This is a genomic window from Kribbella sp. NBC_00709 (assembly GCF_036226565.1).
GTDB lineage: Bacteria > Actinomycetota > Actinomycetes > Propionibacteriales > Kribbellaceae > Kribbella.
On the sequence record NZ_CP108996.1, the window covers coordinates 4,486,416 to 4,512,399 of the forward strand.

A 25,984-nucleotide genomic window follows, 5' to 3' on the forward strand; every position below is an offset into this window, starting at 1 on the left:
CCGATCGGCGGGAGTAAAAGGTCGGTTGGCGGGGCACCTGAAGGGGTACCTGGGGGGATCAGTCCTGAGGAGTGGCCGTGACTTCAACTGCAGACCCCGCCGCCGCGCCTCCGGGCGAGTTCCAGCCGGCCGGTGGCAAGATCGAGCGCGGGCTGATCTGGGTGTTCATCGTGGTGCCTACTCTCGCGCTGCTGCCAGGGGTCTTCTTCGCCTGGGGTGGCTGGATCGGCTGGCGGGACATCGTGCTCCTCGTCGTGTTCTACGTGCTCACCACCACCGGCATCGGCGTCGGCTATCACCGGGGCTTCACCCACGGCGCTTTCAAGTGCAAGCGCGGCCTGCAGGTCGCGCTTGCGATCGCAGGCAGCATGGCACTCGAAGGTCCCGTCGTCCGCTGGGTGGCCGACCACCGCAAACACCACAAGTACGCCGACCGGGACGGCGATCCGCATTCGCCGTGGCGCTACGGCACCAGTGCCTGGGCAGTGACCAAAGGGTTTGTGTTCGCCCATGTCGGGTGGGTGCTCTGGGGAGAGGAGCGCGCCGACCCGAAGCGCTACGCTCCGGACCTCCTGAACGACCGCGACATCGCATCGATTTCACAGCATTTCCGTCAGTTGGCGGCGATATCCCTGCTGGCGCCCGCGCTCATCGGTGGGTTGTGGGACAGGTCCTGGCACGGTGCCGCGACCGGATTCTTCTGGGGCACGCTGGTCCGCATCGCTCTGATGCACCACGTCACGTTCTCGATCAACTCCATCTGCCATGTCACCGGCCGGAAGCCGTTCGCCGCCCGCGATCGGTCCGGCAACGTGTGGTGGCTCGCACTGCTGAGTCAGGGCGAGTCGTGGCACAACCTTCACCACGCCGACCCCACCTGCGCACGGCACGGTGTGCTCAGGGGGCAGATCGACATCAACGCCTGGCTGATCAGGTGCTTCGAACGGTTCGGCTGGGCGTACGACGTGAAATGGCCTGATCACGAACGCTTGAAGAAGAAGCGCACTGCTCTCGCTTGACGGGTGTCTCAGACCTAGAATGTAAGCACCTGACTGCATCGGGTCAGACTGCCCCAGACACCGCGGCAGCGAGCGTCGCTGAGATCCGGGGTGTTGCCATGCACGCATGCATGGATCGATCGCCGATCCGTTCAAGTCTGCGACCGGCGTCGTGACCGGCCGTGACTACCGGACCGCGGCCGCGCTGGCCACGCTGACCGGCGATCTCTACCTGGCGCCGAATCTCGACACATTGCTGGCGCAGGCTGTTCGATTCGTGTCCGTCGCCATCACCTGCGACTGCGCTGCCGTCGTGCTCTGGCCGAGCCACGGTGCGGAGCGATGGCTGGTCGCCGGTTCGGACCCGCGGGCTGTCCGAGCGGAGTACCTCCAGCGGACACCTGGCGACGGCTCGCGCAGGTCGAGGTCCCAGCCGGTGACGGTCGATGACACCCCTGCCGATGTTTCGACGGAGTTGGGGCTTCATCGCGTGATGAGCAGCGTCATCCGGGCCCGGCATCGCGACATCGGAGTACTCGACATCTACGCCGGCAGGCGCGACGCGTTCCGGATGCCGGAGCAGGCCGTGGCCGGGGCCTTGGCCACGCATATCGCGGTCGCGGTCAGCACGGTGACAACGGCTGACACGCTGATCGGCGCGATCGATGCCCACACCACGATCGGGCAGGCGACAGGCATCTTGATGGAGCGCCTCGATGTCGGGGCCGATGAGGCCCTGGCGCTGTTGCGGCGCCAGTCGCAGGACCACAACGTCAAGCTGCGGAGCGTTGCGGCGGACCTGGTGTCGGGCACCGCCGTTCCCGGCGATCGTCGCTGCCGCCGGCCCATCAGCCCGGCTGATCGGGAGGCCGGCGGTGAGGCCGGTGGACAACGGGTCGCTTCGATCGGCACAGTGGGGGCCGCGACGTCATGACCGGGATCGCTCGGTCGAGCGGCCAAGGCGCGCCGGGACGTCTGAGGTGAGCTGTGTCATCACCACGTGTGCGTCAGATCCTTCTCGAGGTCCTTACCGACCCGCCCGGCCGGACCAGCACGGCGGCGGAGGTGCTGCAGCGACTGGTGGCCGCAACGCTGACAGCGGTGAAAGTCGATGGGGCCAGCGTTGCCCTGATGACGCCGGCCGGTCACGCCGGGCTGCTGGCCGCGACCGACGGTGCGTCCGCGGAGTTGGAGAACCTGCAGCTTGCTCTGGGGGAAGGCCCGTGTCTGGACGCGTCCCAGGCCGGCAGACCGGTGCTCCAGCCAGATCTGGTCCGGAGCGGTACGGCGCACTGGCCAGGATTCACGTCGTCGGCGGCCGATGCCGGGATCGCCGCTGTGTTCGCATTCCCGCTCCAGGTGGGTGCGATCCGGCTAGGAGTGCTTGACCTGTACCGCACGATCACCGGGTCACTGGAGCCTTGGCAGCTGGCCGAGGCGCTCGACTTCGCCGCCGCCGCCACGGCGATCCTCCTCGACCTCCAGCACAGCGCACCTCTCGGCGAACTGCATCCCCTCCTGGCTGTCGCCGCTGACGGGCATCGCGAGATCCATCAGGCCACGGGGATGATCTCGGTCCAGGCCGCGGTCGGACTGACCGAGGCGCTGCTGCTCCTGAGGGCCTGTGCCTACGCCGCGGAGCGCCCGCTGCTCGAAGTCGCCACCGACGTTCTGAACCGGCAGCTCACCTTTTACCCCGAAGGCGATCATGATGAATAGGCAAGGCGATCCGGAGATCGGACCATCCGGCCCGGAAAGGAACCAGATCATGACCAGGGAGCAACGCCTCGGGCGAGTCTTCGTCGAACTCGCCGACAGCCTCGTCGACGACTTCGATGTCATCGATCTTCTCCACCTGCTCTGCGATCGCAGCGTCGAGCTGCTCCAGGCCGATGCGGCCGGGTTGATCCTGGCCGATCAGCGGAACCTGCTGCACGTGATGGCCTCGACGACCGAGGAAGCGCGGCTGCTCGAGTTGTTCGTCCTGCAGAACGACGAGGGCCCCTGTCTGGACTGCTTCACCAGCGGGCAGCAGGTCGCGAACGTGGATCTCGACGAGGTCGATCAGCGCTGGCCCAGGTTCCACGCCGCCGCCACCGCGGCCGGCTACCGGTCGACCCACGCGCTGCCGTTGCGGCTGCGCGGACGGACGATCGGCGCGATCAATCTGTTGTGCGAGCAGCAGTCGAGGTTGAGCGAGGAAGACCTCCACCTCGGCCAGGCCCTGTGCGACATCGCCACGGTCGCACTACTGCACGAACGTGCCATCCGCTCCAGCGAGATCCTGGCCGAGCAGTTGCAGGGCGCGCTGAACAGCCGAATCGTGATCGAACAGGCCAAGGGCGTCCTGGCTGCACGCGCGGACGTACCCCTCGACGCCGCCTTCGCCCTGATGCGGGGGTACGCGCGCCGGAACCACCTGCGTCTGGGCTCGGTCGCAACAGACGTCACCACCGGCGCGATCACCCCTGCCGATCTCCGGCCCGAACCGCACGGAGCCTAAGGGATCGATCTGTTCAGGCTTGGCGGGCTACGGGAGGACGTGGCCTGCTGCGGTGTAGAGGTGGTACCACTCTTCGCGGGTGAGGGAGATCGCGGCGCCTGCCGCGGACTCGCGGACCCTGTTTGGGTTGGTGGTGCCTATGACTACTTGCATGTTGGCGGGGTGGCGGGTGATCCAGGCGATGGCGATGGCGTCGGGGGTGGTTTCGTACTTGGCTGCCACGTCGTGGAGGGCGTCGTTCAGGGGGCCGTAGTTCTCGTGGTCGCCGAGGAAGACTCCGCCGGGTGGGGGTTTCTGGATGGAGCCCCAGGTCTGGATCGTGATGTCGTTCAGGCGGGAGTAGTCCAGTACGCCCAGGTCGCGGTCGGCGGACTGGTCGAGGCCGGTGATGTTCGCGGCCAGGCCTTGGGCGACCAGGGCGGCGTTGGCGAGGCTGAACTGCAGTTGGTTGACGACGAGTGGCTGCCGGACCGACTTGGCCAGCAGTTCGATCTGGCCGGGGGTGTGGTTGGAGACGCCGAAGGCGAGGACCTTGCCGCTGGTGTGGAGCTCGTCGAACGCGGCGGCGACCTCGTCCGGCTCGACCAGGGTGTCGGGCCGGTGGATCAGCAACAGGTCCAGGTACTCCGTCCGCAGAGCGGCCAGCGACTGCTCGACGCTCGCCAGGATGTGTTCGCGGGAGGAGTCGAAGAAGCCGGCCCGGATGCCGACCTTGGACTGGATCCTGATCTGGTCACGCTCGGATGCGGGGACTGCCTGCGCGTCGCCGTACCGCTGCTCGCAGCCGTGTGGGCCGCCGTAGATGTCGGCGTGGTCGAACATCGTCACGCCGGCGTCGCGCGCCGCACCGACCAGTTCCCGGATCTCGCCGTCGCTGAGCTGCTTGATCCGCATCAGCCCCAGCACGACCCGCGACACGACCATTCCCGCTTTGCTCAACTCAACCGTCTCCATGACAGCTGGTTGTATCACCTAGCCCTGGAGTCTCAGCGAGCTCAGTGCCGCCTTGGCGTGGGCTTCGGCCTCGGCGGGGGTGGGAGGACCGTCCAGGCCGAGGAGTCTGCGGCGGTGAGGCTCGCCCAGGAGGACGGCGAAGAGTTGCTCGGCTGCGGCTGAGTTGCCGATGAGGTCGCCAAGGGTGTCGATGTACTTCTGTGGGCCGGCCGCGTGGAAACTCCTGGCCAGGTCCGGGAACTGGAGTGCCTCGGCGATCACCATCCGGTGCAGGCTGATCGCGACGTCGGAGTGCAGCGTCAGCACGAGCCGGATCGCCAATGCCTCGAGATCGACGTGCTCTGCCGGGATCAGGATCAGCTGGTTCAACCGGCTGACGACGGCAGCGAACACGGCTGTCTTGTCGCCGACGTAGGCGTAGATCGTCCGCTTGGTCACGCTGGCCGCGGATGCGATCTGGTCCAGCGACACGTCGCCGTACCCGCGCTCCAGGAACAGTTGCTGCGCTGCGTCGAGGATCTCGTCCCGCCGCTGCGCGCGCTCGGTCTCGGTCGGCCGCCCACGCTTGCGGACCGCTTCGCCGGCACTGCTGTCCGTCAAGGGTCGTACCTCCGATCACGAATGATACTCTGTCGTATCATTACCTCAGTGCACCACAGCCGTCCCCTTGTGGAGGAGAGCGACACCATGGCATCACGGCCAGACCTGGTCGGCTACTACCGGCAGATGCTGCTCATCAGGCGTTTCGAGGAGCGGGCCGCGCGCGGGTACACGGAAGCCAAGATCGGCGGGTACTGCCACCTGAACCTCGGCGAGGAGGCCACTGTGGTCGGGCTCATGAGCGCGCTGGACCCGAGTGACTACCTCTTCACCAACTACCGCGAGCACGGTTACGCCCTGGCGCGGGGAATCGAACCGGGCCGGGTGATGGCCGAGCTCTACGGCCGAACCGACGGGGTGTCGAAAGGCTGGGGCGGCTCGATGCACCTGTTCGACGTCCAGGCCAGGCTGCTCGGCGGCTACGGCATCGTCGGCGGTCAGTTGCCGTTGGCAACCGGTGCGGCGCTGGCGATCACCTACCGGGGTGGGCCGGAGGTGGTGATGTGCCACATGGGCGACGGTACGACGAACATCGGCGCCTTCCACGAATCCCTGAACCTGGCCGCGCTCTGGAGCCTCCCCATCGTGTACGTCGTGGTCAACAACCACCTGGGCATGGGGACGACCGTGGAGAAGGCATCCGCCGAGCCGGAGCTGTACAAGCGGGCCGCGGCGTACCGGATGCATGGTGAGCGTGTCGACGGCAGCGATGTGGTGGCGGTCCGGGATGCCGCCGTACAGGCCATGGAGATGGCGCGCGAGGGACGCCCGGCCTTGCTGGAGGCGGTCGGTCCGCGTCTGCGCGGGCACTCGGTTGTCGATCCGGCGAAGTACCGCACCAAGGAGGAAGCAGCTGCCCTCCAGGCCGCGGACCCCGTGCTGGCGCTGAGTGCCCACCTGCGCGAGACCGAGGCGTTGAGTGTCGAGGAACTGGCGCGTCTGGAGGAGTCCGTCGTCGCGGAGGTCGACGCGGCCGCCGCGTTCGCCGACGCCAGCGATGCACCCGAGATCAAGACGTTGTTCGACTACAACTACGCGACCCCGGTGCCGAACGACCTGCGGCGGCTGCCGGGTCAGCTGTTGTTCGAGGTGGCCGGCGCATGACGGTGATGTCGTACCGGCAGGCGATCAACGAGACCCTGCGGGCCGAGATGCGACGCGACGACCGGGTCTTCCTGATCGGCGAGGAGATCGGGATCTTCGAGGGTTCGTACAAGATCACCGCCGGCCTGCTCGCGGAGTTCGGCGAGGCACGCGTCCGGGACACGCCGATCTCGGAGGAGGGGTTCACCGGCGCGGCCATCGGCGCGGCGATGCTCGGTCTGCGCCCGGTGGTCGAACTGATGACCATCAACTTCTCGCTGCTCGCACTGGACCAGATCGTCAACCACGCGGCCAAGATTCACGGCATGTTCGGCGGGCAGAGCAGCGTCCCGCTGGTGATCCGGACACCCGGTGGGGGAGGCCAGCAGCTGGGCGCCACCCATTCGCAGAACGTCGAGCTGTACTACGCGTTCGTACCCGGTCTGAAAGTCGTTGCCCCGAGCAACCCTGCGGATGCGAAGGCGCTGCTGCTCGCGGCCATCCGGGACGACGACCCGGTGCTGTTCCTGGAGAATCTCGCGCTGTACAACACGAAGGGCGAAGTGCCGGACGACGACACGGTGGCCGAGATCGGGCGAGCCGCGGTGACCAGGCCAGGTGCCGATATCACCGTCATCGGGTACTCGCGGATGGCCGCGCTCGGCCTCGAGGTCGCCAACGAACTCGCGGCCAAGGAAGGCATCGATGCCGAGGTCATCGACCTGCGCAGCCTCCGCCCGCTCGACCGCGAAACGATCGTGCGGTCGGTCCGCAAGACCCACGCCGCGGTCGTTCTCGAGGACGACTGGCTGACCTACGGCATTGGCGCGGAGATCGCGGCGACGATCTCCGACGGCGCCTTCGACCAGCTCGACGCACCGGTACGCCGGGTCGCAATGGCCGAGGTGCCGCTGCCGTACGCCAAGAGCCTGGAGACGGCCGCGCTGCCGTCGGCGACCGATGTCGAGACAGCGATCAAGCAAACCCTCGCCGCGGTGGGGCGGCTGCGGTGAGAGGAGACAGGTCATGAGCAAGATCCTGATGCCACGGCTGTCGGACACGATGGAGTCCGGCATCATCGTCACCTGGCACAAGCAGCCCGGCGACGAGGTGACCCCCGGCGAGATCCTGGCCGAGATCGAGACCGACAAAGCGGTGATGGAGTACGAGGCCTACGAGGCCGGCGTTCTCGGCCGCATCCTGGTAGCCGAAGGCGAAGAAGCCCCCATCGGCCAGCCCATCGCAACCCTAGGACCCGACGAACCAGACACCCCTCCAACCCCCGCCCCGCAGACAACCGCCGCTTCGCCGTTGGCCAGGCGGGATGCTGTGGAGCTCAAGGTGGATCTGGCATCGATCGCCGGGAGTGGACCTGGCGGGCGGATCATCCGCGCGGATGTTCGGGCCGCCGCTGAGGCCGCCGCCGAGGTTGTCGTGACGGCCCCGGCGACGCCGGTCCAGGGGGAGCAGTTGGTTGAGGAGGTTTCGCTTGGCATGTTGCGGCGGACGAGTGGGCGGTTGCTGGCGGACAGCGCCCGGACCGCGCCGCACTTCTACCTCACCGCCAGCGCCGACGTACAGGACCTCGTCGGGCTACGCGCAGAATTCAACGAGCACCTGACAGCAGCCGGCCGGCAGCGGATCAGCGTCAACGACCTGATAGTCCGCGCCTGCGCCCTCACCTTGCGCGATCACCCAGACGTCAACTCGTCCTTGTCCGGCGACACCTTGCTCCGCCACCAAGAGATCCACATCGGAGTGGCGGTCGCCGTGGACGACGGCCTCCTCGTTCCCGTACTGCGCAATCCCGACCTCAAGCCCGTCGGCCAGATCGCCCAAGAGACCGCCGGACTGGCCGAGCGGGCACGACAGCGACGCCTGACCGCCGCAGAGATGTCCGGCGGGACCTTCACGATCAGCAATCTCGGGATGTACGGCGTCGAACAGTTCACCGCGATCATCAACCCGCCGGAAGCCGCGATCCTTGCGGTCGGTGCGTTGAAACGCGAGGCGACCGTCCTCGACGACGGGTCCGTCGGCGTGCGCTCCCGGCTGCGCTACACCCTGTCCGCCGATCACCGCGTCCTGGACGGCGCGGTCGGAGCCCGCTTCCTGGCGGACCTGACCGGTCTCCTGGAGAACCCCTGGCTGATCCTCGCCTGATCAATCCACCGGAAGCTAGCCCAGCGGGATCGTCGACGCCCGGACGACGAGTTCGGGGGTGAACGTGACCTGCCGGTGCGGCCGGGACGGGTCGTCGGAGGTCTCGAACAGGAGCCGGGCCGCGGACTCGCCGATGTCGTGGGCCGGTTGCCGGATCGTGGTCAGTGGTACGACGGCCAGCTGCGCCTCGCCGATGTCGTCGTACCCGACGACCGCGATGTCGCCGGGGACCGACCAGCCGTCCCGGATGAGCTTGTTGACGATCGCGATCGCGATCATGTCGTTGCCGCAGAGGACCGCCGTCGGGCGCGGCTGCAGGCCCGTGATCAGGCCGGCCAGCTCGCTGCGTTCCCGCACCGTCCGGCCGGCCGCGTCGGCGCGTTGCAGCAGCGCGGGGTCCTCGCCGGCCGCCTCGATCGCGAGCATCGCGCCCTCGTAGCGGGCCTTGAGGACGAGATCGCCGCCCGGGCCGCCGGCGAACAGCACCCGCCGGTGGCCCAGGTCGAGCAGGTGCTTCATCGCCAGGAAACCGCCGCGGTGCTGGTCGACGATGACCGCGGACGACGTCAGCGCCATCCCTTCGTGCCCGAGGACGACGATGGGTGTGCCGATCGACTCGAGATCCCCGAGATCCGGTGGCTCCGCGGTCGCCGACGCGATGATCAGACCGCCGGCCCGCATCTCCGCCAGGTTGCGCACGTAGACGCCCTGACGGACCGGATCGCCCGCGGTGTCGCAGTACACGAGCACGAAGCCGCGGCTGCGCGCCACGTCCTCGACACCGCGCGCGATCTCGGTGAAGTAGGGGTTCGCGGCGTCCGGGACGAGCAGACCGAGGGTGTGCGTGCGGTTCCCGCGCAGCGTGCGGACGGCGCGGTTGGGAACGAACCGGGTCTCCTCGATCGCGCGGTCGATCCGCTCACGGGTCGCCTCGGCCACGGTCTTGGTGCCGTTGATGTAGTTGGACACCGTCCCGATCGACACGCCCGCGAGGGCGGCGACGTCCTTGATGGTGACGTTCTTCGCCAATTTCCCTCCCACTAACTGAACGTATCCCGGATCATCTCGAGGAAGCCGTAGCCATTGTCGCGGTCCGGGAGCAGCGCCGAGCCCTCCGTCCACTCGTTCCAGGCGTTCACGGTGATGATCGGATGCGATTGACCGTGACGTTCGAGGAACGACTTGGCCAGCAGCAGCCCCTCCTTGAACTCCTCGGGCGACGGGTCGAACGTCGTCGTCCACGGGTACCGTCCGCGGACGAACTCGCGATCCTGTGCGGTCCGCGGCGATGCGTCCCACCCGACCGTCACATTCGGATAGAACGGTACGTCGAGCTCCGCGGCGTACCGCTCGTACTCCGCGAACGCGGCCGCCCGCAGCGGCCCGATCCCGGCGCTCGGGAACTCGAACCCGCCGAGGTCGGCGTGGTGCACCCAGACGTACGACGTCGCCGACCGGAAGCCGAGCTTGCGCACCAGCTCGGCGGGCCGGTCGAGCGTGATCGCCGCGGGGAGCACGCCGACGCCCCAGATCACCGCATCCAGGTGAAGTCCTTCGAAGCCGGCCTGCCGGGTCTGCTCGTCGAACCACTGCAGCGCGTCCGCCGTCTCGTCGACGCCACCGAGACCGACGATGAGATTGCCGAGCTCGTAGATCGTCAGCCAGGGCCGTCCGTCGACGGTGAGGTAGTTCGGGCGGGCGAAGTACGTGTCGATGACGTGCCTGGCCAGCTTCTCGAAGGCGGTGCGATCGATCGCGCCGTTCTTGAGCCGCTGCGGTGAGTCGTTCGACGGGTCGTCGTGCGGGAAGATGTCGACGAGCTCGTGGTTCGCCCACATCAACGCGAACTTGACGTCGTCGCTGTTCCGCGCGGCGAGCAGCCCGTCGTCGAGGGCCGCCTGCAGGTACGGGCCGTCGTCGTACCAGTAGTAGTCGACGAGGAAGCCGTCGACGCCGTACTCCTTGGCGAGCCGGATCTGCCGCTCCGCCGCGGCCGGGCTCGCTTCGTCGAACGGGCCGTCGATCGGTACCCGCGGTTGCCGGTGGCCGTCGTACCGCGGCCGCGCCGCCTCGAGAAGCTTCCACTCGCTCCAGTCCTGGCCGAACCACTGCGCGTTCCGCGGATCGGCGTGCCAATCCGGGAAGTAGTACGCGAGTATCTTCGGTCGATCCATCGATGCGGCTCCTTGGCTCATTTGACCGCGCCGGCCGAGATGCCGGTGCGGAAGGTCTTCTGCAGGACGACGAACACCACGACGACGGGCAGCGAGATCAGGATGTTCGCGGCGAAGATCTTGGGCGTGTCGACCAGTCGTTCGCTCTGGAAGTACGTCGGAACCTGGGTCAGCACCTGCAGATCGGTGGACTGGATGAACAGCAGCGGCAGCAGGTACTCGTTCCAGGCGGCGAGGAAGGTGAAGATCGCCACGACCGACAGGATCGGCCGGCAGATCGGGACCAGGATCTGCCAGAAGAACTGCCAGGAGTTGGCCCCGTCGAGGCGGCCGGCCTCGTACAGCTCGGGCGGCAGTCCGCGAATGTAGTTGCTGCTGACAAGCACCCCGAACGGTATCGAGATCACCGTCAGCGGGATGATCACCGACCAGTAGGTGTCGAGCAGCCCGACCGCCTGGATGACGTAGTACAGCGGGACGACGAGCGCGATCGCGGGCAGGGCGAGCCCGGTCAGGACGACGACGGCGCCGATCCTCGCGCCGCGCGGCCGCAGTACGGCGAAACCGTACGACGCACTGAGGCCGAGATACATGACCAGGACGACGGTCGACACCGACACGATCAGGCTGTTGGCGAAGAACCGCAGGAACGGCGTCGACGACAGCACGACCGTGTAGTTGGTGAATCCCTCGCCGCCCAGGGATTCCTTGACGATGAGCACGAGCGGGACGACGAGGACGGCGAGCGCGATCAGCACGAGGATCTGGCTGAGCACGCGCCCGGGCAGACGCTGGAACTGGAACATGTCGCTACTGGCTTTCGCTGGTCGAGAGGCGGACCTGCAGGATCGAGAAGACGAGCGCGATCAGGACGAGCACGATCGACAGCGCGGCGCCGTACCCGGCGTGGAACTGCGCGATCACCTGCTTGTAGATGTAGCCGGTCAGCACCTGCGTCGTCGTCCCCGGCCCGCCGCCGGTGGTGAGGAACACGAGGTCGAACATCTTCAGCGAGCTGATGAAGCCGAGCACGATCAGCACGAGGTGCGATCCGCGCAGCATCGGTGCGACCACGGTCGTGTTGAGCTGCCAGGTGGTCGCGCCGTCGATGCGCGCGGCCTCGAACAGCCCGCGATCGATCTGCCCGATCGCGGCGTCGTAGATCAGGAAGCTGTAGCCGGTGTACTGCCAGACGTTGATCAGGATGATCGTGCCGAACGCCGTCTTCGGATCGGCCAGCCAGGCCTGGTCGAACCCGTGCAGCCCGAGGCTCTGCAGGAGGTGGTTGAAGCCTCCGTCCGGCGTGAGCAGGATGCGGAACGACGTCGCGACCACCGCGGGCGCGAGGACGACGGGGACGAACACCATTGTCCGCAGCAGGCCGCGCAGCCGCACCTTGGTACGGACGAGGATCGCCAGCGCGAGGCCGAGGGTCAGCTGGATCGCCACCGTCGCTACCGCGAAGGCGAGCGTGGTGCGCAGCGCCTGCCAGAAGATCGGATCCTGCAGGAGCTTCGAGTAGTTGGCGCCGCCAACGAAATCGGTCGGCGAACCCACGCCGGACCAGTCGAACAGCGAGTAGAACGCGTTCGCCGCGATGCCGGCGTGGATGACGCCCACGACCAGGATGAGAGCGGGCGCCGCCCACAGGTAGTCCGGCAGCGCGAGCCGGCGGTGATCCCGCACTATCGGCTCACCGCTTTCGACGCGGACTCGACCTTCTTCAGTGCGTCTTCGGGAGACGAGGTGCCGGCGGCCACGGCGGACAGCGCATCGCCGAGGGCCGTGGTCAGGTCGCTGTACGGGATCTGCCGCGCGCCGATCAGATCGGTCAGCGACTGTTGCTGGCGTTCGATGTCCGGGACCTGGCTGGGGTTGATCACGTCGGTGGTCGCCACCTTGACGGAGGTGATCGCCGGGATGTTTCCGCCCGCCGCCTGGATCTTCTGACCGTCACCAGCAGTCAGGAACTCGAGGAACTTGAACGCCGCGTCCTGCTTCGACGACTTCGCCGAGACCGCGAACCCGTTGTCCGGCCCGCCGAACGGTTTCGTCGGTTGGCGGCCGGTGACCGGCGCCGGGAACGGCGCGGACAGGAACAGGCCGTCGATCTTCTTCGTCACGGTCTTCTGCGCGTCGACCTGACCGGTCTTCGTCATCGTCGCCGGCGTGTTCCAGGTGCCGAGCGCGATGAACGCCGCCTTGTCCTCCAGGAACGTCGTCTGCGCATCCGGGTACTCCGTCGCGGCGGTCGCGCCGGCCGGGATGATGCCGCTGGTGAACAGGTCCGACCAGGAGCTCATCGCCTGCACGAACTCCGGGTCCGTCCACGACGCCTTGCCCTGGATGGCGTCGTACACCTTGCCGGGAGCGATGCTGTTGATCAGCGACAGGTACACGTCGGTGTTGACCCAGGCGTCCTTGGCGCCGTGTGCGAGGCACTTGACGTTGTGGGTCTTCAGCGTCGCGCAGACCTGCTTCCACTGCTCGAAGTCGGTCGGTACGCCGAGACCGTACTGGTCGAGGATCTTCTTGTTGTAGTAGATGAGCCCGGCCGCGGACATGTACGCCGGAAGCGCCACCTGCTTCTGGTCGAGCTGCAGCTGGCTGAGCCCCTCGGGGTTGAACTTGCCGGCCCAGTCCTTGCCGAGGTCCTTGGCGGCGCGGTCCTCGACCGGGACCGCCAGCGGGCCGAAGTTCGTGGTGAGGTCGCCGGGCTGGACCTGGAACACGTCCGGGCCCTTGTCGGACGACAGCCCCGGCCGGAGCGCGGTCACGTAGTCGTTGTAGGCGTACTGCTTGTAGGTGACCTTGATCTGCGGGTTGGCGGCCTCGAAGTCCTTGATCGCCCGGGCACTGTCGAAGGCGTTCCAGCCCCACCAGGTCAGCGACACCGGACCGCTCCGGGCCTGGTCTTCCGACCCGGAGCCGCAACCGGCGAGGCCGGCCACAGCGAGGGCGATGACCGTCAGAACGGTGGCCCTCCTCGTTCCTGACCGATACATCTCCAGCTCCTTGGGTGAAATGTTTCAACTGGCTGCGATCGTAGCCAGGCAGGATTTCGCTGTCGAGAGCCCGGCCGGATCTGGCCAATTAATGAATCATTTCACCGCGCTCAGCCGCGGCGGGCGTCGGCGCCGGCCTCCTTGGACACGCGGTCGCCGACCTCGAGTTCCTTCCACAGACCGCGGGGCACCTTCACGTTCTGCTTCTCGCCGTTGTCGAGCTCCACCTCGAGCTTGCGGTACAGATTCGAGCCGTCGAACATCGCGCGGGACTTCTTCACAACAACCCCGGCCCAGGCATCCTCGTTGGCCATGAGTACCTCCAGTCACGGTGAGTGGTCGGTCGAGCCTAGCCCGTGACGAGGTTCAGGAGTCGGTCCGGCCAGTCGGGGTCGGTGGCCTGGGCGATGGGGTAGCCGGAGGCCCAGGGGCCTTCCCAATGGACGTCGATGCCTGGGTTGTGGACCGACGTGCCGTCGGGCAGGAAGAGGTGCGGACTGCCTTGTACTACGTCTGTGACGGCGATCGTGTGATCGGCCATGACCGCACTGCGCGCACGTCCGTCGTCCAGGGCGGCCGTCAAGGCGGCGGCGTCCACGGAGTCGACGTCGGCGGCGACCTCGAGGATCACCTGGCGGTGGCCGATCGGGCGGGAGTCGAACCAGAACGCCCGGCGAAGCGCCTTGACTGGATCGTCCCGGGTGCGACGTTCACGCGTCCTCCTGGTGATCCGCGCCGGCCGGATTGTTGGTGAACTGCTCCGGCCGGATCAACACCGCCGTACGCCGGTCGGCGACCATCTCGCGGTCGTACTCGTCCAGATCCGGGTGGCCCCCACCCGCCGCGGCGTAGATGTCCCGCAGCAACACCCGCAACCGCTCCGCGTCGATCCCCGGCAGCGGATCGTCCGGCCCGGCCAACTCGACCGATCCACTGACGCCCATCCACTCCCAGCCGGCGCGGAACACCAGCGTCGCCTGCGGGGTCCGCCGCAGATGAGTGAGCTTCGCCGTCCGCCCGCGCGCGACGAACGCTACGACTCTTTCACCCGTTAGCGGGTGATCGAGCACGCCGGCGTTCACCACCGACGCGGCCGGCTCGCCCGATCGGCGCTGGGTGATCGCCACCGCGAGGAAATGATCCCGCTGCCCGAGTTCGTTGATCCTTTCGAGTCCATGCATGCCACGACGCTAACGGACCACAGTCCGGTTATCAACCCTCCTGTGGCCAGAGCGTCGGCTGGATCGCCGGGTCGGTGTAGTCCGGATCGGGGTTGTGTCGGACCAGGGTGTCGTTCGGGTGAGCCGAACCAGGACGCCAGCGATTGTCCGCGGGCTGCAGATGGATGGCGAGCGCGCGGCGTGGCGTCGTACTCAGGTTGGCCGAGCTCCCGTGCACGGTCCGGCAGCGGTGGAAGCTGACCTGACCACGCCGCATCCGCGGTACGACGGGAGTCGGGTCGAAACCCTGCGCCACGATCGACGCCTCCAGTCCGGCGGCGTCCTGCGAGAAGAAGTCCAGCCCGGTCACGGACCACCGATGGCTGCCGGGCAAGAACGACACGGCGCCGTTCACCTCGTCGACGTCGTGGAATCCGACCCACGCGGTGAGCATGTCGTCCGACGTACACGACTGCCAGTACTGGCGATCCGTATGCCATCCGACCCGCGCCGATCCACCCGGCGGCTTGAACAAGAGTTGGTCGTGCCACAGCCGGATCCCGTCCGCCCCGGACAATGCGGCGGCCGTCGCACCGATCGCCGGATGATGAACCAGCGCCGCCAGCTCGTCGACCCGCAGCGACGAGTAGTCGTTCTTCCGCAGTACGTCGCCGTCCGCCGGCTGCCATCCCCGCGTCGCGGGCAGCTCGGGCAGCGCGTGGTCGTGGTCGCCGGCGTAGAAGCGAGCCATCCCGCGCTCGGCCGCATCGAGTACGTCGGACGGCAGGATCACCGGCGAGATCCAGTAGCCGTGCTCGCGGAAGAAGGCGATGTCATCAGATCCAGGTAGCTCCATGCGAACCAACTTAGGAATCCATAGACCGGTCAGGCGTTGCCGATGTTCAGGCAACTGGACACAATCCTCAGGTGTCGTTGTACCGGCCCAGTGGGCTCCGCGCCGGCTTCCATGCCGATGAGTTCCCTGGGGACAGCGGTCTGCTCCACATGGGTGAGCAGTGGGTGCCCGAGCAGTTCCTGATCGAGCCGCACGAGCATCCGGTCTGGGAGATCTACCTGCAGCAGCACGGCAGCACGCACTGGGTAGCCGGTGGCGAGAGTTACGTCCTCCACCCCGGTCACCTCTTCGCCGTACCGCCCGGAGTCACTCATCATCTGGCCGGCCGCTCCGGCAACCACCACTTCTACTTCGCCGCGATCGACCGCGATCCCGTCGTACGACGCCAGCCGGCGCTCGCAGTGCCCTGGCCGAAGCACGTCGTACACCGTGAAGCGGGAGAGCTGACGCACGCGTTCGCACAACTGGTCCGCGAGGTCACCACCCGCTACGAGTACGCCGAGACCGGTCTGACGCTCGCGGTCGACCATCTGATGTTGGCGGTCTCCCGGTGTCTGGCGCCGGCCGCCGTACCGCAGCTTGCGATGCACCCCGCAGTGCGGACCGTGAAACGCCTGCTGGACCAGGAGTTCCACGAGCGCTGGACCCTGCGGGAGTTGGGCGATCGCACCGGGCTGGCACCGGCGTACCTGGCCGAGCTCTTCACCACCGAGCTCGGCCAGCCACCCCACCGGTATCTCAACGAACGCCGCATCGACCGCGCCCGCCAACTCCTCGAGACCAGCGACATCACCATCACCGCGCTGGCCGTCAGCCTCGGGTTCAGCTCCAGCCAGCACTTCGCCCGCGTGTTCCGTCAGCTGACCGCGACCACCCCGACGGCTTTCAGATCGTCACCAGCGCGGTGACCCCCAGCGCGATCCCGACGAGATAGGTGCCCATGGCGCCGACGTCGCGGAGCGGGCCGTGGGTCGCGAGCGACGGAGACCTCAGCATGCCGAAGGCGTGCACGGTCCGGACGAAGACGGCCGCGACTGCGAGCACGTCGACGACCCAGCTGTCCGACAGCGTCGAGCAGACCAGCAGCAGCACGATCATCGTCGGGATGTACTCGGCCGCGTTGCCGTGCGCGCGGACCGCGATCATCAGCCGGTCGGTGGGATCGGTGGGGAGCTGGTTGCCGCCGCCGCGGAGCGCGCGGTTCCGGGTGACGTTGGCGCCGAGCAGGAACAGCAGGATGCCCAGCAGCGCGATGCAGACGATGGTGATGGTGTCGAGGTTCATACGAGTGCTCCTTCGAACAAGCGGCTCACGATGGTTTGACTGAGTTGCGTGCCGAGCAGGGCATCGGTCTTGTGCATGCCGCCCGGGCAGGTCACGTTGACCTCGATCAGCCGGCCGCCGATCACATCCAGACCGGCGATGGCGAGACCGTGCGTACGCAGGACCGGTCCGATGGCGGCGACGATCGCGTGATCGTGCTCGTCGAGCTCGGCCGGCGCGACCGGCGGTCCGATCCGGAAGTCGTCGACGGCCGGCCGACGCAGGACCGCGCCGACGATGTCGCCGTCCAGCAGGAACAGCCGTTTGTTGCCATGCGCAACAGCAGGCAGATACTGCTGGGCGATCACCTGCCGCCGCCCGCCGTGGCTGGCCGACTCCAGCAGGGCGACCGCACCCTGGTCGTCGTGCACCAGCCACACGTCGAGCCCCGCGAACCCGTCGACCGGCTTGACCACCGCCGCACCGACCCGGGCCACGAACGATCGCAGCTCTCCAGGATCCGCACCGACATAGGTCGGCGGGCAGAGTTCGGGGAAGTGCAGCGCGACGAGCTTCTCGTGCATCGCCCGGATGCCTTCCGGCCGGTTGATCACCCGCGTGCCGGCCCGCTCGACCAGATCCAGCAGGTACGTCGTGTGCAGGTACCGCGCATCGACCGGCGGATCGATCCGCAGGTGAACGAGGTCCAGCGCCGCGACGTCGATCGTCGTGGTCTCGAGTTCGTCCCACCAGGTCGCGTCCACGATCCACCGATGGTCGCCGCCCGATGCATGCCGCGGCCGGAGGCGGATCCGTCGGGCATGAGCCCGCACCCGACCGTCGACGACGGCGAGCTCCTCCGGCCCGCAGCACCAGATCTCGAGGCCCAGCTCCTGCGTCGCACTCATCAGGCCGACGCTGGCGTCGATGTCGCCGGCGAGCCCGGTCAGTGGATCAGTAACAAACAGCACGCCGCTCATGCCGCCACCTCCTGCAGGCCGGCCGGCGCCGCGAGTACCGCAGCCCGCCAGTGCTCGGCCAGGTTGCCCCGCTCGGGCTCGAGCGCTCGGAGTACGTTGCGCCGATGCACGTCGTCGTACATCAAGCCACCGAGCACGCGGACCGCACGCTCAACCCCAGCTGGTTCCAGGGCGTCGACGAACCTGACTTCCAGGTAGGTGCTTCGTGGCCGCACCGGCGGGAACAGCGTGCTGACATGTGCTTCCGCCCCGTCCAGGAACCTCGTAGCCCCAGCGGCGAACGCGGCGTACGACGCAATCGGATCGTCGCCACGAAGCACCTGGTCGTCGAAGCCGGTGCGCGTCGGGTCGACGTCCAGCCAAGTGCTCAACCGGCCGCCGTCACGCGCGAACGCCGCAGCCAGGAACGGCCCGGCGAGATTCAGCACCCGCCACTGCTCGATACCGGCTCGGCCGGGCCACCAGTCCAGGCAGATCTGGGTCGACGCGGTCCGGCGCATCATTCGGCGACCGGCCGGTCCGATGGTGTCGAAGTGCCGCTGCATCGCGACGTACCGCGGGGCGCTCAGCTGCAGCGGCACGTCCGTCCGCGGGTCGACCGGGATCGTCAGCAGGCTGATGCCGGCCAGGCTCAGGTGGGTCCGCAGGTCCGCGCTCAGCGCGCGGAGCTCGCGCACCGGATCGAGGGACGGCGGCAGGCTCAGCTCGAGCTGACCGCCCGGTTCGAACGTGATGTACGGCGCCGCGATCGCCCCCGCCGCGGCCCGTCGTACCCGATCGATCGGGACCACGCCGCCGTCCGTGCCGGTGACGCCGTACTCCTGCTCGACCGCGACCCGGACCGTCCGCCGGCGCCCCCGGGCGAACAGGCCCGCAACCACCGGGTGCAGCTCCATGGCATCCATCGGGCCCTCCCTGATACTGTAAGGATTCCTGTCGAAATATTGGAAGGCATCCTTACGATATGTCAAGAGGTCAGCCCGAACGGCGGCTCGATCGCAAGCCGTTGATCGCCCTGGTCGAGCGGGCCAACCGGGCGCTGCAGACCGATATGGTCCGGCGTGCCCAGGCTGACGGGCACACCGAGGTGAAGATGGCGCACAACTCTGTCTTCGGCACGCTCCACGCCGAGGGTGCGCGGGCCGCGGACATGGCCGTCCGGGCCGGCATCACCCGGCAGTCGATGGGTGAGGTGATCCGCGACATGGTCGGGCTCGACCTGCTGGAGATGCGGTCCGATCCGGGCGACGGCCGCGCCAAGGTGGTGACTTACTCGGAGCACGGTCTCGCTGTGGCGAGCGACGGCTTCCGGTATCTGGGTCAGCTCGAGCGCCGGTTCGCCGAGGAGTTCGGCGAGCACGAGTACGAGGTCGTCCGGGACGTGCTCGCCCGCCTGGTCGACGTACTCGACCGCTTTGCGGAGGAGGAGCCTCAGGTCTCGCCTTCGGCCGGGGGCAGGGTCGGGTAGTCGACGATCGGGTAGAGACCGACGGCGATGCCGTACGTCGTGTCGCCCGACCGGGGGAGCTGGTCGAAGTCGTGGATCAGCCCCGCGACCTGCTGCCAGAACTCCGCCGCCCGCTCCTCGGGAATCCGGGCGTGCCGGATCAGCGAGAACATCTGACCCGCGTCGTACGCCGGTTTGGACTCCTCGGCCGCGACCTCGAAGTCGTTGAAGTCTTGTGGCAACTGCCCGCCTTGGCGGCCGAGCCCGACGTAGAACATCCGCGCCGCGCGCCCGTAGAACCGCTCCTCGATCGCCCGCACCCGGCGGGTCCGGACCACCTGCAGGATGCCCGCCTCGGCCAGCACCTTCACGTGGTGGGCGACCGTGCTCTTCGGCCGGCCGACCGCGGTGGCCAGCTCGGTCACGGTCGCGGCCCGCTCGTGCAGCAGCCCGAGAATCGTCGTCCGCAGCGGGTCGCTGATGGCCCGCACCTGCTCTGCGGTGGTCAGCTCGATGGTGTCCGCCAGCTCGTAGTCCGGCACCGAACGGTTGATCGACATGATCCGAATAGACTAGCATCACGGATTGTTCGAAGTTTCTGGATCATTGGAGCAGATGATGACCGAGGTCGTGCTGTACCACCACTCGCAGGGGCTGACGGACGGGGTGAAGGCGTTCGCCGAAGAACTGCGGCAGGCGGGTCACATCGTCCACACGCCGGACCTCTACGAGGGCAACACCTACGCGACGCTGGACGAGGGGATGGACTACGCGAGGGCCACCGGGTTCGGCATCATCGCGGAGCGCGGTGTCCAGGCTGCGCAGAGCCTGCCCGAGAACCTGGTGTACGCCGGGTTCTCGCTCGGCGTGGTGCCCGCACAGCAGTTGGCTCAGACCCGTCCCGGCGCCGCCGGAGCGTTGTTCTTCTACTCCTGCCTGCCGGTCGAGGAGTTCGGCACCTGGCCGGACGGCGTGCCGGTGCAGGTGCACGGCATGGACGAGGACCCGTTCTTCACCGAGGAGGGCGGTGACCTGGACGCAGCCAAGGCGCTGGTCGCCGCCGTCGACGCTGCCGAACTGTTCCTCTATCCCGGCAAGGAGCACCTCTTCGCCGACTCCTCCCTGCCGGGCTATGACGAGGCCGCTGCCAAGCTGCTGATGCAGCGAACCCTCGACTTCCTGAGCAAGCTCGCCTAGGCCTGTGCGGCCGCCGACTCGACCGCGACCGGAGCCTCGGCGCGGCGGGTCGGGATGAAGGATGCGATGGCGAGTGCGGTCAGGGCGGCGCCCGCGCCGATGAGCAGGACGGTGCGGAAACCGCTCTGAGACGGCAGGGTGTAGCCGCCGAGGTTGATGGTCAGGTTGGCCAGGATCACGCCGGCGACCGCGCTCGAGACCGAGGTCCCGATCGACCGCATCAGCGTGTTGAAGCTGTTCGCGGCCGCGGTCTCCGAGACCGGTACGGCGGCCATGATCAACGCCGGCATCGCGCCGTACGCCAGGCCGATGCCGGCGCCGATCAGCAGCGAGACCAGCACGAGTTCCCAGACCGATCCCATCAGCACGCTGCCGACGGCGTACCCGGCGGCGACCACGACGGCGCCGAGCATGAGGGTGACCTTGGGGCCACGGGTCTTCGAGATCTTCGCCGAGAACGGCGCGGCGATCAGCATCACCAGACCGGACGGGCCCATCACCAGACCGGACGCGAGCATCGACCGGCCGAGTCCGAAACCAGTTGCCTTGGGCATCTGTAGCAGCTGCGGCAGCACCAGCGACATGGCGAACATGGCGAACCCGAACACCATCGAGGCCAGGTTCGTCAGCAGCACCTGCGGGCGGACCGTCGTCCGCAGGTCGACGAGCGGTTCGCCGGTACGGCGCTCCCACCAGCCCCACGTGAGCAGCGCGACGACGGCGAGCCCGAACAGGCCGAGCGTCCGGCCGCCGGTCCAGCCCCAGTCGGCGCCCTGAGAGATTGCCAGCAGCAACGAAATCAGGCCGATCGACAGCCCGAGCCCGCCGAGTACGTCGAACCGGCCGCCGGAGCGCACCGACGACTCCGGGACGAACCGCAGCACCAGCACGAACACGATCGCGCCGAGGGTGGCCGACAGCCAGAACAGCGTGTGCCAGTTGAAGTTCTCCGCGAGCAGGGCGGCCGCGGGCAGCCCGAGCGCACCGCCGACGCCGAGCGAGGCGCTCATCTGCGCGGTCGCCGTGCCGAGCTTCTCGGCCGGCAGTTCGTCGCGCATGATGCTGATGCCGAGCGGGATCACGCCGGCGGCCAGGCCCTGCATCGCGCGGCCGGCGATCATCGGGACGAGCGTGCTGCTCAGGGCGGCGACGACCGATCCGGCCACCAGCATGCCGATGCTGATCAGCAGCATCCGGCGCTTGCCGTACATGTCGCCGAGGCGACCCATGATCGGGGTCGCGACCGCGGCCGCGAGCAGGGTGACGGTGATTGCCCAGGCGGTCCCGGCGGCCGAGGCGTTCAGCAGTCGAGGCAGCTCGGGCACGAGCGGGATCACCAGGGTCTGCATCAGCGCGACCGTGATACCGGCCGAGGCGAGCACCGGCACGACGGCGCCGGCACGCACGGGTTGAGCAGCGGACATCAGCAGCCTCCGGGCTGGGGGAGATAGTTGGTTTGTGCAACCATAACGGTAAGTCAGGCAGTTGACTTAAACAAGTCGGCGAGGCAAGCTGGAAGGGAAACCACGCGGAGGTGATGACCGGTGACTCGAGGTGGCCGGATCGTCGAATCCCGCGGGAGGTAGGGGTGATCCGGTGATGATGTCGAAGACGGTCAGGTCCGCGCGGGTGAACGCGACCCGCGATCTGATCCTGGCCACGGCCGAGCGGATGTTCGCCGAGCGTGGCGTGCACGAGGTGTCCAACCGGCAGATCAGCGAGGCGGCCGGCCAGGGCAACAACACGGCGGTCGGGTACCACTTCGGAACCAAGACCGACCTGGTCCGGGAGATCGTCCGCCGGCACGCCACACCGGTCGAGGAGCGGCGCCGCGAGCTGATCGCGGAGCTCGGCGCGGACCCGGACGTCCGGGACTGGGTGACGGTCCTGGTCAGGTCCGCGACCGACCACATGGGCAGTCTCGGTACGCCGAGCTGGTTGGCCCGGTTCAGCGCGCAATTGATGAACGACCCGTCGCTGCGCCAGATCCAGCTCCAGGAGTCGCTGAACTCGCCGACCCTGCAACGCGTCATCGAGGGCCTGGGCGATCACCTCGCGGAGCTTCCGCCGGCGGTCCGGATCGAGCGTGGCGACATGGCCCGGCATCTGATCATCCAGATGACGGCCGAGTTCGAGCGAGCGCTGGCCGAGGGTACGCCGACCGCTCGGGCGACCTGGCGGGAGATGGCCGACGGTCTCATCGACGGGATCGTCGGGCTGCTGACCGCCCCGGTGACTTCGTGAGCGTCCTCGTGGTGGGTGCTTCCGCGGCCGGGCTGACGACCGTGGAAGCCCTGCGGCGGGAGGGATATCGGGAGCCGATCACCGTGCTCGGCGCCGAGTGGCACCCGCCGTACGACCGGCCGCCGTTGTCCAAGCAGTTTCTCTGCGGCGACTGGGACGAGGCGCGGACCCGGTTGCGACCCGACACGATGTTGTCGGCGCTGGAGGCCGAGTTCGTGCTCGGCGATTCGGCCATCGCCTTCGACGCCGGCGCGCGAACCGTCGCGACCGCCTCTGGGCGAGAGCTGACAGCGGATGCGGTCGTGATTGCGACCGGTCTGACCCCGCGCCGGCTGCCCGGACCCGACCTCGAGGGCGTCCATGTACTGCGGACCCTCGACGATGCCGCGGCCTTGCGTAAGGACCTGGCCCAGGCGGAGCGCGTGGTGATTGTCGGTGATGGGGTGCTCGGCGCCGAGATCGCTGCGACTGCCCGGAAGCTGGGTCTCGCGGTCACGATGGCAGGCCCACAGGCGGTGCCGTTGGAGAGCCAGCTTGGTCCGGCGGTCGGAGGGATGCTGGCGGACCTGCATGCGGCCGCGGGCGTGGAGCTTCGGTTGGGTACGGCGGTGACCGGCCTGACGGACCTCGACGGCCGCGTGACCGGCGTACGGCTGGCTGATGGCGACGTACTGCCAGTTGATGTGGTTGTCGTCGCATTGGGTGCAGCGCCGGCGACTTCATGGCTGGAGGGGAGTGGGCTCCGGTTGGACAACGGCGTGGTCTGCGACGCCTACTGCCGGGCAGCCGACGGTGTCTACGCGGCCGGCGATGTGGCGCGCTGGCGGCACGAGGATTCCCTGCTCCGGTTGGAGAACCGGACCAACGCGACCGAACAGGCCATCTGCGTCGCGTCCAACATCCTGGGCGACGAGCAGGCCTATCGCCCGATCCCGTACTTCTGGACCGATCAGTTCGCGGTGAAGATCCAGGTCCACGGCCGCCCGTCGGCCGACGCCGAGGTAACCGTTGCTGAAGGCAACATCGCGGACGGTCGCTTCGTCGCCCACTATCGCCGCGCCGATCGCCTCGTCGCGGTTCTCGGCTGGAACCTGCCGAAACAGACCCGCGTGCACCGGGAGCACCTCGTGCACGCGTAAATGCCTCTCTGGGGAAGGATTCGTATGACTACTCCGGTTTATCCGATGACCCGGGCAACTGGTTGTCCGTTCGACCCGCCGCCACAGCTGCGCGAGCTGCAGGAGGAAGCGCCGCTGGTCAAGGTGGACATCTTCGGCAAGCCTGCGTGGCTGGTGACGCGGTACGACGACCAGCGCAAGCTGCTCGCGGATGCGCGCCTGAGCGCCGACGTCACCACGCCGGGATACCCGAGTCCGACCGGGCAGCCGCCGCGGAAGGACGGTGTCGGGATCGGGTTCATCCTGATGGACGACCCGGAGCATGCGCGGATGCGCCGGATGGTGACCGCGCCGTTCATGATCAAGCGGATCGAGGCGATGCGCGACGGCGTACAGCAGATCGTCGACGGGCTGATCGACGACCTGCTGGCCGGTCCGAAACCGGTCGACCTGGTGGAGGCGTTCGCGTTGCCGGTGCCGTCGCTGGTGATCTGCCGGCTGCTCGGCGTCCCGTACGCGGACCATGACTTCTTCCAGCAGAACAGCAAGACGATGATCCGGATGACCGCGTCCCCCGAGGAGCGGGCCGCGGCGCACGGCAACCTCGCGTCGTACCTGGACAACCTGGTCGGCGAGAAGCTGGAGAACCCGGGCGACGACCTGCTGTCCGGACTGACCGAGCGGGTGAAGGCCGGCGAGCTGACCCGCCAGGACGCCGCCGGGATGGGGGTGCTGTTGCTGATCGCCGGGCACGAGACCACCGCGAACATGATTGCCCTCGGCACGCTTGCCTTGCTGGAGCATCCGGAGCAGCTCGCCGTACTGCGGGAGACCGACGACCCGAAGGTGGTTGCCGGCGCTGTCGAGGAGCTGCTGCGGTACCTGAACATCACGCACAACGGCCGGCGCCGCGCGGTGCTCGAGGACATCGAGCTGCACGGGCAGGTACTCGGGGCCGGCGAGGGCGTGATCTTCCCGAACGACATCGCCAACCGGGACGCTTCGGTGTTCGCCGATCCGGACACGTTGGACGTGCATCGGGACGCGCGCCGGCACGTCGCGTTCGGCTTCGGCGTACATCAGTGCCTTGGGCAACCGTTGGCCCGGCTGGAGCTGCAGGTCGTGTACAGCACGCTCTACCGCCGGATCCCCACGCTGCGCCGGGCCGTCGGGCTGGACGAGATCCCGTTCAAGCACGACGGCGCCGTGTACGGCGTCTACTCGCTTCCCGTCACCTGGTGAAAGGACTCGCTCCCATGAAGATCGTCGTCGATCAGGACAAATGCGTCGCCTCCGGCCAGTGCGTCACCGCGGCCGCCGACGTGTTCGACCAGCGGGACGAGGACGGCATCGTCGTACTGCTCACCGACAACCCGTCGGAGGACCTCGCCGCCGACGTACACCAGGCCGCGGCCGTCTGCCCGGCGCTGGCCATCGTCGTCGAGGACTGATCACCCGAAGGCGGCCACGTTCCGGTCGGCCCAGGCGCGGAAACTGCGCGCGGGCCGACCGGTCAGGTCCTGCACGGCGGTCGTGATCAGGTCCGATCGGGGGCGCCGCTCCGCACTCCCGATCAACGCCTCCACCAACGCGTCCGGCCTGCCGTCCGCGGTCAACTGCGCGCGGGCCTCGGCGAACGGCGTGGGCTCGAAGGACAGTTGCCGGCCGAGCGCCGCACCGAGAATCGCGACCTGGTCGGCGCGACTCAGCACGTCCGGCCCGGTGACCGTGTGCGTGGTCCCGGCCTCCGGATGATTCAGAAGACGTACGGCGGCCGCCGCGACGTCGGCCGGATCGATCACGGCGGTGGCGGCGCTGTCGGGTCCGCGGACGGTGTCGCCGGCGCGCAACTGCCCGGCCCAACCGAGGGCATTGGATGCGAAGGTGTCGGCCCGGAGGATCGTCCACTCCAGCCCGGACTGCTGGACGGCGGCCTCGAGGTCGGTGTGCAGCCGGGTGATCGGGTCGGTGTCGGCGCCGAACCGCACCGCCGACGAGGACAGGTAGACGACGCGTCGCGCGTGCTGCGCGACCTTGCCCAGGGTCTCCGCGGCACCGTCGGCGGTGAGGAACGGCCAGACCAGGAACACGCTGTCGACATCGTGGAGTGCCTCGGTGAGCGTGTCGGGGCGGGCCAGGTCCGCGCCTGATCGGCGACTGAGCGTTCTGGCCTCGGGCAGCAGCGTGGTCAGCTCACGGCCGACGTTCCCGGTCGCACCCGTCACGAGGATCATGTTGT

General features: G+C 68.1%; 31 protein-coding genes. 14 read left to right on the forward strand and 17 right to left on the reverse strand.

Annotation, left to right across the window (positions count from 1 at the left end):
* Window positions 1–77: 77 nt before the first annotated feature.
* From OHA18_RS22080 to OHA18_RS22095, 4 genes are all read left to right on the forward strand, one after another.
* Window positions 78–1,019, forward strand: a complete 942-nt coding sequence (locus OHA18_RS22080; protein WP_328997153.1) for an acyl-CoA desaturase — start codon at window positions 78–80, stop codon at window positions 1,017–1,019.
* Window positions 1,020–1,125: 106 nt separating this feature from the next.
* Window positions 1,126–1,932, forward strand: a complete 807-nt coding sequence (locus OHA18_RS22085) for a GAF and ANTAR domain-containing protein (protein WP_328997154.1) — start codon at window positions 1,126–1,128, stop codon at window positions 1,930–1,932.
* A 68-nt stretch (window positions 1,933–2,000) separates the two neighbouring features.
* Window positions 2,001–2,717 carry a GAF and ANTAR domain-containing protein gene (locus tag OHA18_RS22090; protein WP_328997155.1) on the forward strand — a complete coding sequence of 239 codons (717 nt, stop codon included), beginning with the start codon at window positions 2,001–2,003 and terminating at the stop codon, window positions 2,715–2,717.
* 49 nt (window positions 2,718–2,766) lie between these two features.
* Window positions 2,767–3,501, forward strand: a complete 735-nt coding sequence (locus OHA18_RS22095; protein WP_328997156.1) for a GAF and ANTAR domain-containing protein — start codon at window positions 2,767–2,769, stop codon at window positions 3,499–3,501.
* A 27-nt stretch (window positions 3,502–3,528) separates the two neighbouring features.
* Here the strand turns inward: OHA18_RS22095 and OHA18_RS22100 are convergent, their stop codons facing one another.
* Both OHA18_RS22100 and OHA18_RS22105 read right to left on the reverse strand, forming a co-directional pair.
* Window positions 3,529–4,455 carry an aldo/keto reductase gene (locus OHA18_RS22100; RefSeq protein ID WP_328997157.1) on the reverse strand — a complete coding sequence of 309 codons (927 nt, stop codon included), beginning with the start codon at window positions 4,453–4,455 and terminating at the stop codon, window positions 3,529–3,531.
* 18 nt (window positions 4,456–4,473) lie between these two features.
* Window positions 4,474–5,055, reverse strand: a complete 582-nt coding sequence (locus OHA18_RS22105; protein ID WP_328997158.1) for a TetR/AcrR family transcriptional regulator — start codon at window positions 5,053–5,055, stop codon at window positions 4,474–4,476.
* A gap of 87 nt (window positions 5,056–5,142) precedes the next feature.
* Between OHA18_RS22105 and pdhA the strand changes: the two genes are divergently transcribed.
* From pdhA to OHA18_RS22120, 3 genes are read left to right on the forward strand one after another with little or no spacing between them, the layout of a single operon-like run.
* A complete protein-coding gene (pdhA, locus tag OHA18_RS22110) occupies window positions 5,143–6,159 on the forward strand; it encodes a pyruvate dehydrogenase (acetyl-transferring) E1 component subunit alpha (protein ID WP_328997159.1) in 1,017 nt (338 codons plus the stop codon).
* Window positions 6,156–7,151, forward strand: coding sequence for an alpha-ketoacid dehydrogenase subunit beta (locus tag OHA18_RS22115; protein WP_328997160.1), 996 nt, complete (start codon window positions 6,156–6,158; stop codon window positions 7,149–7,151). Before pdhA ends, OHA18_RS22115 begins: the two co-directional genes overlap by 4 nt.
* A gap of 13 nt (window positions 7,152–7,164) precedes the next feature.
* Entirely contained in the window at window positions 7,165–8,301 is a 1,137-nt protein-coding gene (locus tag OHA18_RS22120; RefSeq protein WP_328997161.1) for a dihydrolipoamide acetyltransferase family protein, read from the forward strand.
* A 15-nt stretch (window positions 8,302–8,316) separates the two neighbouring features.
* Here OHA18_RS22120 and OHA18_RS22125 read toward each other — a convergent pair whose 3' ends face one another.
* The 9 genes from OHA18_RS22125 to OHA18_RS22165 all read right to left on the reverse strand — a co-directional run bounded on the left by OHA18_RS22125 (window position 8,317) and on the right by OHA18_RS22165 (window position 15,496).
* Window positions 8,317–9,342 (reverse strand): LacI family DNA-binding transcriptional regulator, encoded by a 1,026-nt coding sequence (locus tag OHA18_RS22125; RefSeq protein WP_328997162.1) that lies wholly within the window; start codon window positions 9,340–9,342, stop codon window positions 8,317–8,319.
* On the reverse strand, window positions 9,342–10,475 hold the full coding sequence (locus OHA18_RS22130; protein ID WP_328997163.1) for a glycoside hydrolase family 99-like domain-containing protein: 1,134 nt from the start codon (window positions 10,473–10,475) through the stop codon (window positions 9,342–9,344). Before OHA18_RS22130 ends, OHA18_RS22125 begins: the two co-directional genes overlap by 1 nt.
* A 17-nt stretch (window positions 10,476–10,492) precedes the next feature.
* Entirely contained in the window at window positions 10,493–11,281 is a 789-nt protein-coding gene (locus OHA18_RS22135; protein ID WP_328997164.1) for a carbohydrate ABC transporter permease, read from the reverse strand.
* Between the two features lie 4 nt (window positions 11,282–11,285).
* Complete coding sequence (locus OHA18_RS22140) at window positions 11,286–12,161, reverse strand: carbohydrate ABC transporter permease (RefSeq protein ID WP_328997165.1); 876 nt, start codon at window positions 12,159–12,161, stop codon at window positions 11,286–11,288.
* Entirely contained in the window at window positions 12,161–13,480 is a 1,320-nt protein-coding gene (locus OHA18_RS22145; RefSeq protein WP_328997166.1) for an ABC transporter substrate-binding protein, read from the reverse strand. Before OHA18_RS22145 ends, OHA18_RS22140 begins: the two co-directional genes overlap by 1 nt.
* A 110-nt stretch (window positions 13,481–13,590) precedes the next feature.
* Window positions 13,591–13,794: a DUF7489 domain-containing protein gene (locus tag OHA18_RS22150; RefSeq protein ID WP_328997167.1), complete on the reverse strand. Its 204-nt coding sequence runs from the start codon at window positions 13,792–13,794 to the stop codon at window positions 13,591–13,593.
* A 35-nt stretch (window positions 13,795–13,829) separates the two neighbouring features.
* A complete protein-coding gene (locus tag OHA18_RS22155; protein WP_329006147.1) occupies window positions 13,830–14,225 on the reverse strand; it encodes a DsbA family protein in 396 nt (131 codons plus the stop codon).
* Window positions 14,191–14,661, reverse strand: coding sequence for a pyridoxamine 5'-phosphate oxidase (locus OHA18_RS22160; RefSeq protein WP_328997168.1), 471 nt, complete (start codon window positions 14,659–14,661; stop codon window positions 14,191–14,193). Before OHA18_RS22160 ends, OHA18_RS22155 begins: the two co-directional genes overlap by 35 nt.
* Window positions 14,662–14,692: 31 nt before the next feature.
* Window positions 14,693–15,496 carry a phytanoyl-CoA dioxygenase family protein gene (locus OHA18_RS22165; RefSeq protein ID WP_328997169.1) on the reverse strand — a complete coding sequence of 268 codons (804 nt, stop codon included), beginning with the start codon at window positions 15,494–15,496 and terminating at the stop codon, window positions 14,693–14,695.
* Between the two features lie 71 nt (window positions 15,497–15,567).
* Between OHA18_RS22165 and OHA18_RS22170 the strand changes: the two genes are divergently transcribed.
* The gene (locus OHA18_RS22170) at window positions 15,568–16,404 is read left to right on the forward strand and encodes a helix-turn-helix transcriptional regulator (protein ID WP_328997170.1); all 837 of its coding nucleotides are present in this window, start codon (window positions 15,568–15,570) and stop codon (window positions 16,402–16,404) included.
* On the opposite strand, the gene OHA18_RS22175 is transcribed toward OHA18_RS22170, so the two are convergent.
* Genes OHA18_RS22175 through OHA18_RS22185 form a run of 3 tightly spaced genes read right to left on the reverse strand, consistent with a single transcriptional unit; the run spans window position 16,382 to window position 18,644 of the window.
* A complete protein-coding gene (locus OHA18_RS22175) occupies window positions 16,382–16,780 on the reverse strand; it encodes an MAPEG family protein (RefSeq protein WP_328997171.1) in 399 nt (132 codons plus the stop codon). The genes OHA18_RS22170 and OHA18_RS22175 overlap by 23 nt on opposite strands.
* Window positions 16,777–17,739 (reverse strand): hypothetical protein, encoded by a 963-nt coding sequence (locus OHA18_RS22180; protein ID WP_328997172.1) that lies wholly within the window; start codon window positions 17,737–17,739, stop codon window positions 16,777–16,779. Before OHA18_RS22180 ends, OHA18_RS22175 begins: the two co-directional genes overlap by 4 nt.
* Window positions 17,736–18,644 carry a glutamate-cysteine ligase family protein gene (locus OHA18_RS22185; protein ID WP_328997173.1) on the reverse strand — a complete coding sequence of 303 codons (909 nt, stop codon included), beginning with the start codon at window positions 18,642–18,644 and terminating at the stop codon, window positions 17,736–17,738. Before OHA18_RS22185 ends, OHA18_RS22180 begins: the two co-directional genes overlap by 4 nt.
* Before the next feature lie 59 nt (window positions 18,645–18,703).
* Between OHA18_RS22185 and OHA18_RS22190 the strand changes: the two genes are divergently transcribed.
* The gene (locus OHA18_RS22190) at window positions 18,704–19,207 is read left to right on the forward strand and encodes a MarR family winged helix-turn-helix transcriptional regulator (protein ID WP_328997174.1); all 504 of its coding nucleotides are present in this window, start codon (window positions 18,704–18,706) and stop codon (window positions 19,205–19,207) included.
* On the opposite strand, the gene OHA18_RS22195 is transcribed toward OHA18_RS22190, so the two are convergent.
* A complete protein-coding gene (locus OHA18_RS22195; RefSeq protein ID WP_328997175.1) occupies window positions 19,171–19,746 on the reverse strand; it encodes an ArsR/SmtB family transcription factor in 576 nt (191 codons plus the stop codon). The two genes, OHA18_RS22190 and OHA18_RS22195, sit on opposite strands and share 37 nt — an antisense overlap.
* Before the next feature lie 58 nt (window positions 19,747–19,804).
* On the opposite strand from OHA18_RS22195, the gene OHA18_RS22200 reads away from it, so the two are divergent.
* Window positions 19,805–20,383, forward strand: coding sequence for a dienelactone hydrolase family protein (locus OHA18_RS22200; RefSeq protein WP_328997176.1), 579 nt, complete (start codon window positions 19,805–19,807; stop codon window positions 20,381–20,383).
* On the opposite strand, the gene OHA18_RS22205 is transcribed toward OHA18_RS22200, so the two are convergent.
* Window positions 20,380–21,807, reverse strand: coding sequence for an MFS transporter (locus OHA18_RS22205; protein ID WP_328997177.1), 1,428 nt, complete (start codon window positions 21,805–21,807; stop codon window positions 20,380–20,382). The two genes, OHA18_RS22200 and OHA18_RS22205, sit on opposite strands and share 4 nt — an antisense overlap.
* Window positions 21,808–21,982: 175 nt before the next feature.
* Here OHA18_RS22205 and OHA18_RS22210 point away from each other — a divergent pair, with 175 nt between their 5' ends.
* From OHA18_RS22210 to OHA18_RS22225, 4 genes are read left to right on the forward strand one after another with little or no spacing between them, the layout of a single operon-like run.
* Window positions 21,983–22,627: a TetR/AcrR family transcriptional regulator gene (locus OHA18_RS22210; protein ID WP_328997178.1), complete on the forward strand. Its 645-nt coding sequence runs from the start codon at window positions 21,983–21,985 to the stop codon at window positions 22,625–22,627.
* Window positions 22,624–23,766, forward strand: coding sequence for an NAD(P)/FAD-dependent oxidoreductase (locus OHA18_RS22215; protein WP_328997179.1), 1,143 nt, complete (start codon window positions 22,624–22,626; stop codon window positions 23,764–23,766). Before OHA18_RS22210 ends, OHA18_RS22215 begins: the two co-directional genes overlap by 4 nt.
* A 24-nt stretch (window positions 23,767–23,790) precedes the next feature.
* Complete coding sequence (locus tag OHA18_RS22220) at window positions 23,791–24,987, forward strand: cytochrome P450 (protein ID WP_328997180.1); 1,197 nt, start codon at window positions 23,791–23,793, stop codon at window positions 24,985–24,987.
* Between the two features lie 14 nt (window positions 24,988–25,001).
* Entirely contained in the window at window positions 25,002–25,196 is a 195-nt protein-coding gene (locus OHA18_RS22225; protein ID WP_328997181.1) for a ferredoxin, read from the forward strand.
* Here the strand turns inward: OHA18_RS22225 and OHA18_RS22230 are convergent, their stop codons facing one another.
* The gene (locus OHA18_RS22230; RefSeq protein ID WP_328997182.1) at window positions 25,197–25,979 is read right to left on the reverse strand and encodes an NAD(P)H-binding protein; all 783 of its coding nucleotides are present in this window, start codon (window positions 25,977–25,979) and stop codon (window positions 25,197–25,199) included.
* Window positions 25,980–25,984 lie beyond the last annotated feature (5 nt).

Bases quoted from the DNA above. Each gene is read 5' to 3' on its own strand.
- OHA18_RS22085 (WP_328997154.1), top strand. From the start codon at position 1,126: ATGCATGGATCGATCGCCGATCCGTTCAAGTCTGCGACCGGCGTCGTG.
- OHA18_RS22095 (WP_328997156.1), top strand. From the start codon at position 2,767: ATGACCAGGGAGCAACGCCTCGGGCGAGTCTTCGTCGAACTCGCCGAC.
- OHA18_RS22100 (WP_328997157.1), bottom strand. From the start codon at position 4,455: ATGGAGACGGTTGAGTTGAGCAAAGCGGGAATGGTCGTGTCGCGGGTC.
- pdhA (WP_328997159.1), top strand. From the start codon at position 5,143: ATGGCATCACGGCCAGACCTGGTCGGCTACTACCGGCAGATGCTGCTC.
- OHA18_RS22115 (WP_328997160.1), top strand. From the start codon at position 6,156: ATGACGGTGATGTCGTACCGGCAGGCGATCAACGAGACCCTGCGGGCC.
- OHA18_RS22120 (WP_328997161.1), top strand. From the start codon at position 7,165: ATGAGCAAGATCCTGATGCCACGGCTGTCGGACACGATGGAGTCCGGC.
- OHA18_RS22130 (WP_328997163.1), bottom strand. From the start codon at position 10,475: ATGGATCGACCGAAGATACTCGCGTACTACTTCCCGGATTGGCACGCC.
- OHA18_RS22135 (WP_328997164.1), bottom strand. From the start codon at position 11,281: ATGTTCCAGTTCCAGCGTCTGCCCGGGCGCGTGCTCAGCCAGATCCTC.
- OHA18_RS22145 (WP_328997166.1), bottom strand. From the start codon at position 13,480: ATGTATCGGTCAGGAACGAGGAGGGCCACCGTTCTGACGGTCATCGCC.
- OHA18_RS22150 (WP_328997167.1), bottom strand. From the start codon at position 13,794: ATGGCCAACGAGGATGCCTGGGCCGGGGTTGTTGTGAAGAAGTCCCGC.
- OHA18_RS22160 (WP_328997168.1), bottom strand. From the start codon at position 14,661: ATGCATGGACTCGAAAGGATCAACGAACTCGGGCAGCGGGATCATTTC.
- OHA18_RS22165 (WP_328997169.1), bottom strand. From the start codon at position 15,496: ATGGAGCTACCTGGATCTGATGACATCGCCTTCTTCCGCGAGCACGGC.
- OHA18_RS22175 (WP_328997171.1), bottom strand. From the start codon at position 16,780: ATGAACCTCGACACCATCACCATCGTCTGCATCGCGCTGCTGGGCATC.
- OHA18_RS22180 (WP_328997172.1), bottom strand. From the start codon at position 17,739: ATGAGCGGCGTGCTGTTTGTTACTGATCCACTGACCGGGCTCGCCGGC.
- OHA18_RS22185 (WP_328997173.1), bottom strand. From the start codon at position 18,644: ATGGATGCCATGGAGCTGCACCCGGTGGTTGCGGGCCTGTTCGCCCGG.
- OHA18_RS22190 (WP_328997174.1), top strand. From the start codon at position 18,704: ATGTCAAGAGGTCAGCCCGAACGGCGGCTCGATCGCAAGCCGTTGATC.
- OHA18_RS22195 (WP_328997175.1), bottom strand. From the start codon at position 19,746: ATGTCGATCAACCGTTCGGTGCCGGACTACGAGCTGGCGGACACCATC.
- OHA18_RS22200 (WP_328997176.1), top strand. From the start codon at position 19,805: ATGACCGAGGTCGTGCTGTACCACCACTCGCAGGGGCTGACGGACGGG.
- OHA18_RS22205 (WP_328997177.1), bottom strand. From the start codon at position 21,807: ATGTCCGCTGCTCAACCCGTGCGTGCCGGCGCCGTCGTGCCGGTGCTC.
- OHA18_RS22210 (WP_328997178.1), top strand. From the start codon at position 21,983: ATGATGTCGAAGACGGTCAGGTCCGCGCGGGTGAACGCGACCCGCGAT.
- OHA18_RS22220 (WP_328997180.1), top strand. From the start codon at position 23,791: ATGACTACTCCGGTTTATCCGATGACCCGGGCAACTGGTTGTCCGTTC.
- OHA18_RS22225 (WP_328997181.1), top strand. From the start codon at position 25,002: ATGAAGATCGTCGTCGATCAGGACAAATGCGTCGCCTCCGGCCAGTGC.
- OHA18_RS22230 (WP_328997182.1), bottom strand. From the start codon at position 25,979: ATGATCCTCGTGACGGGTGCGACCGGGAACGTCGGCCGTGAGCTGACC.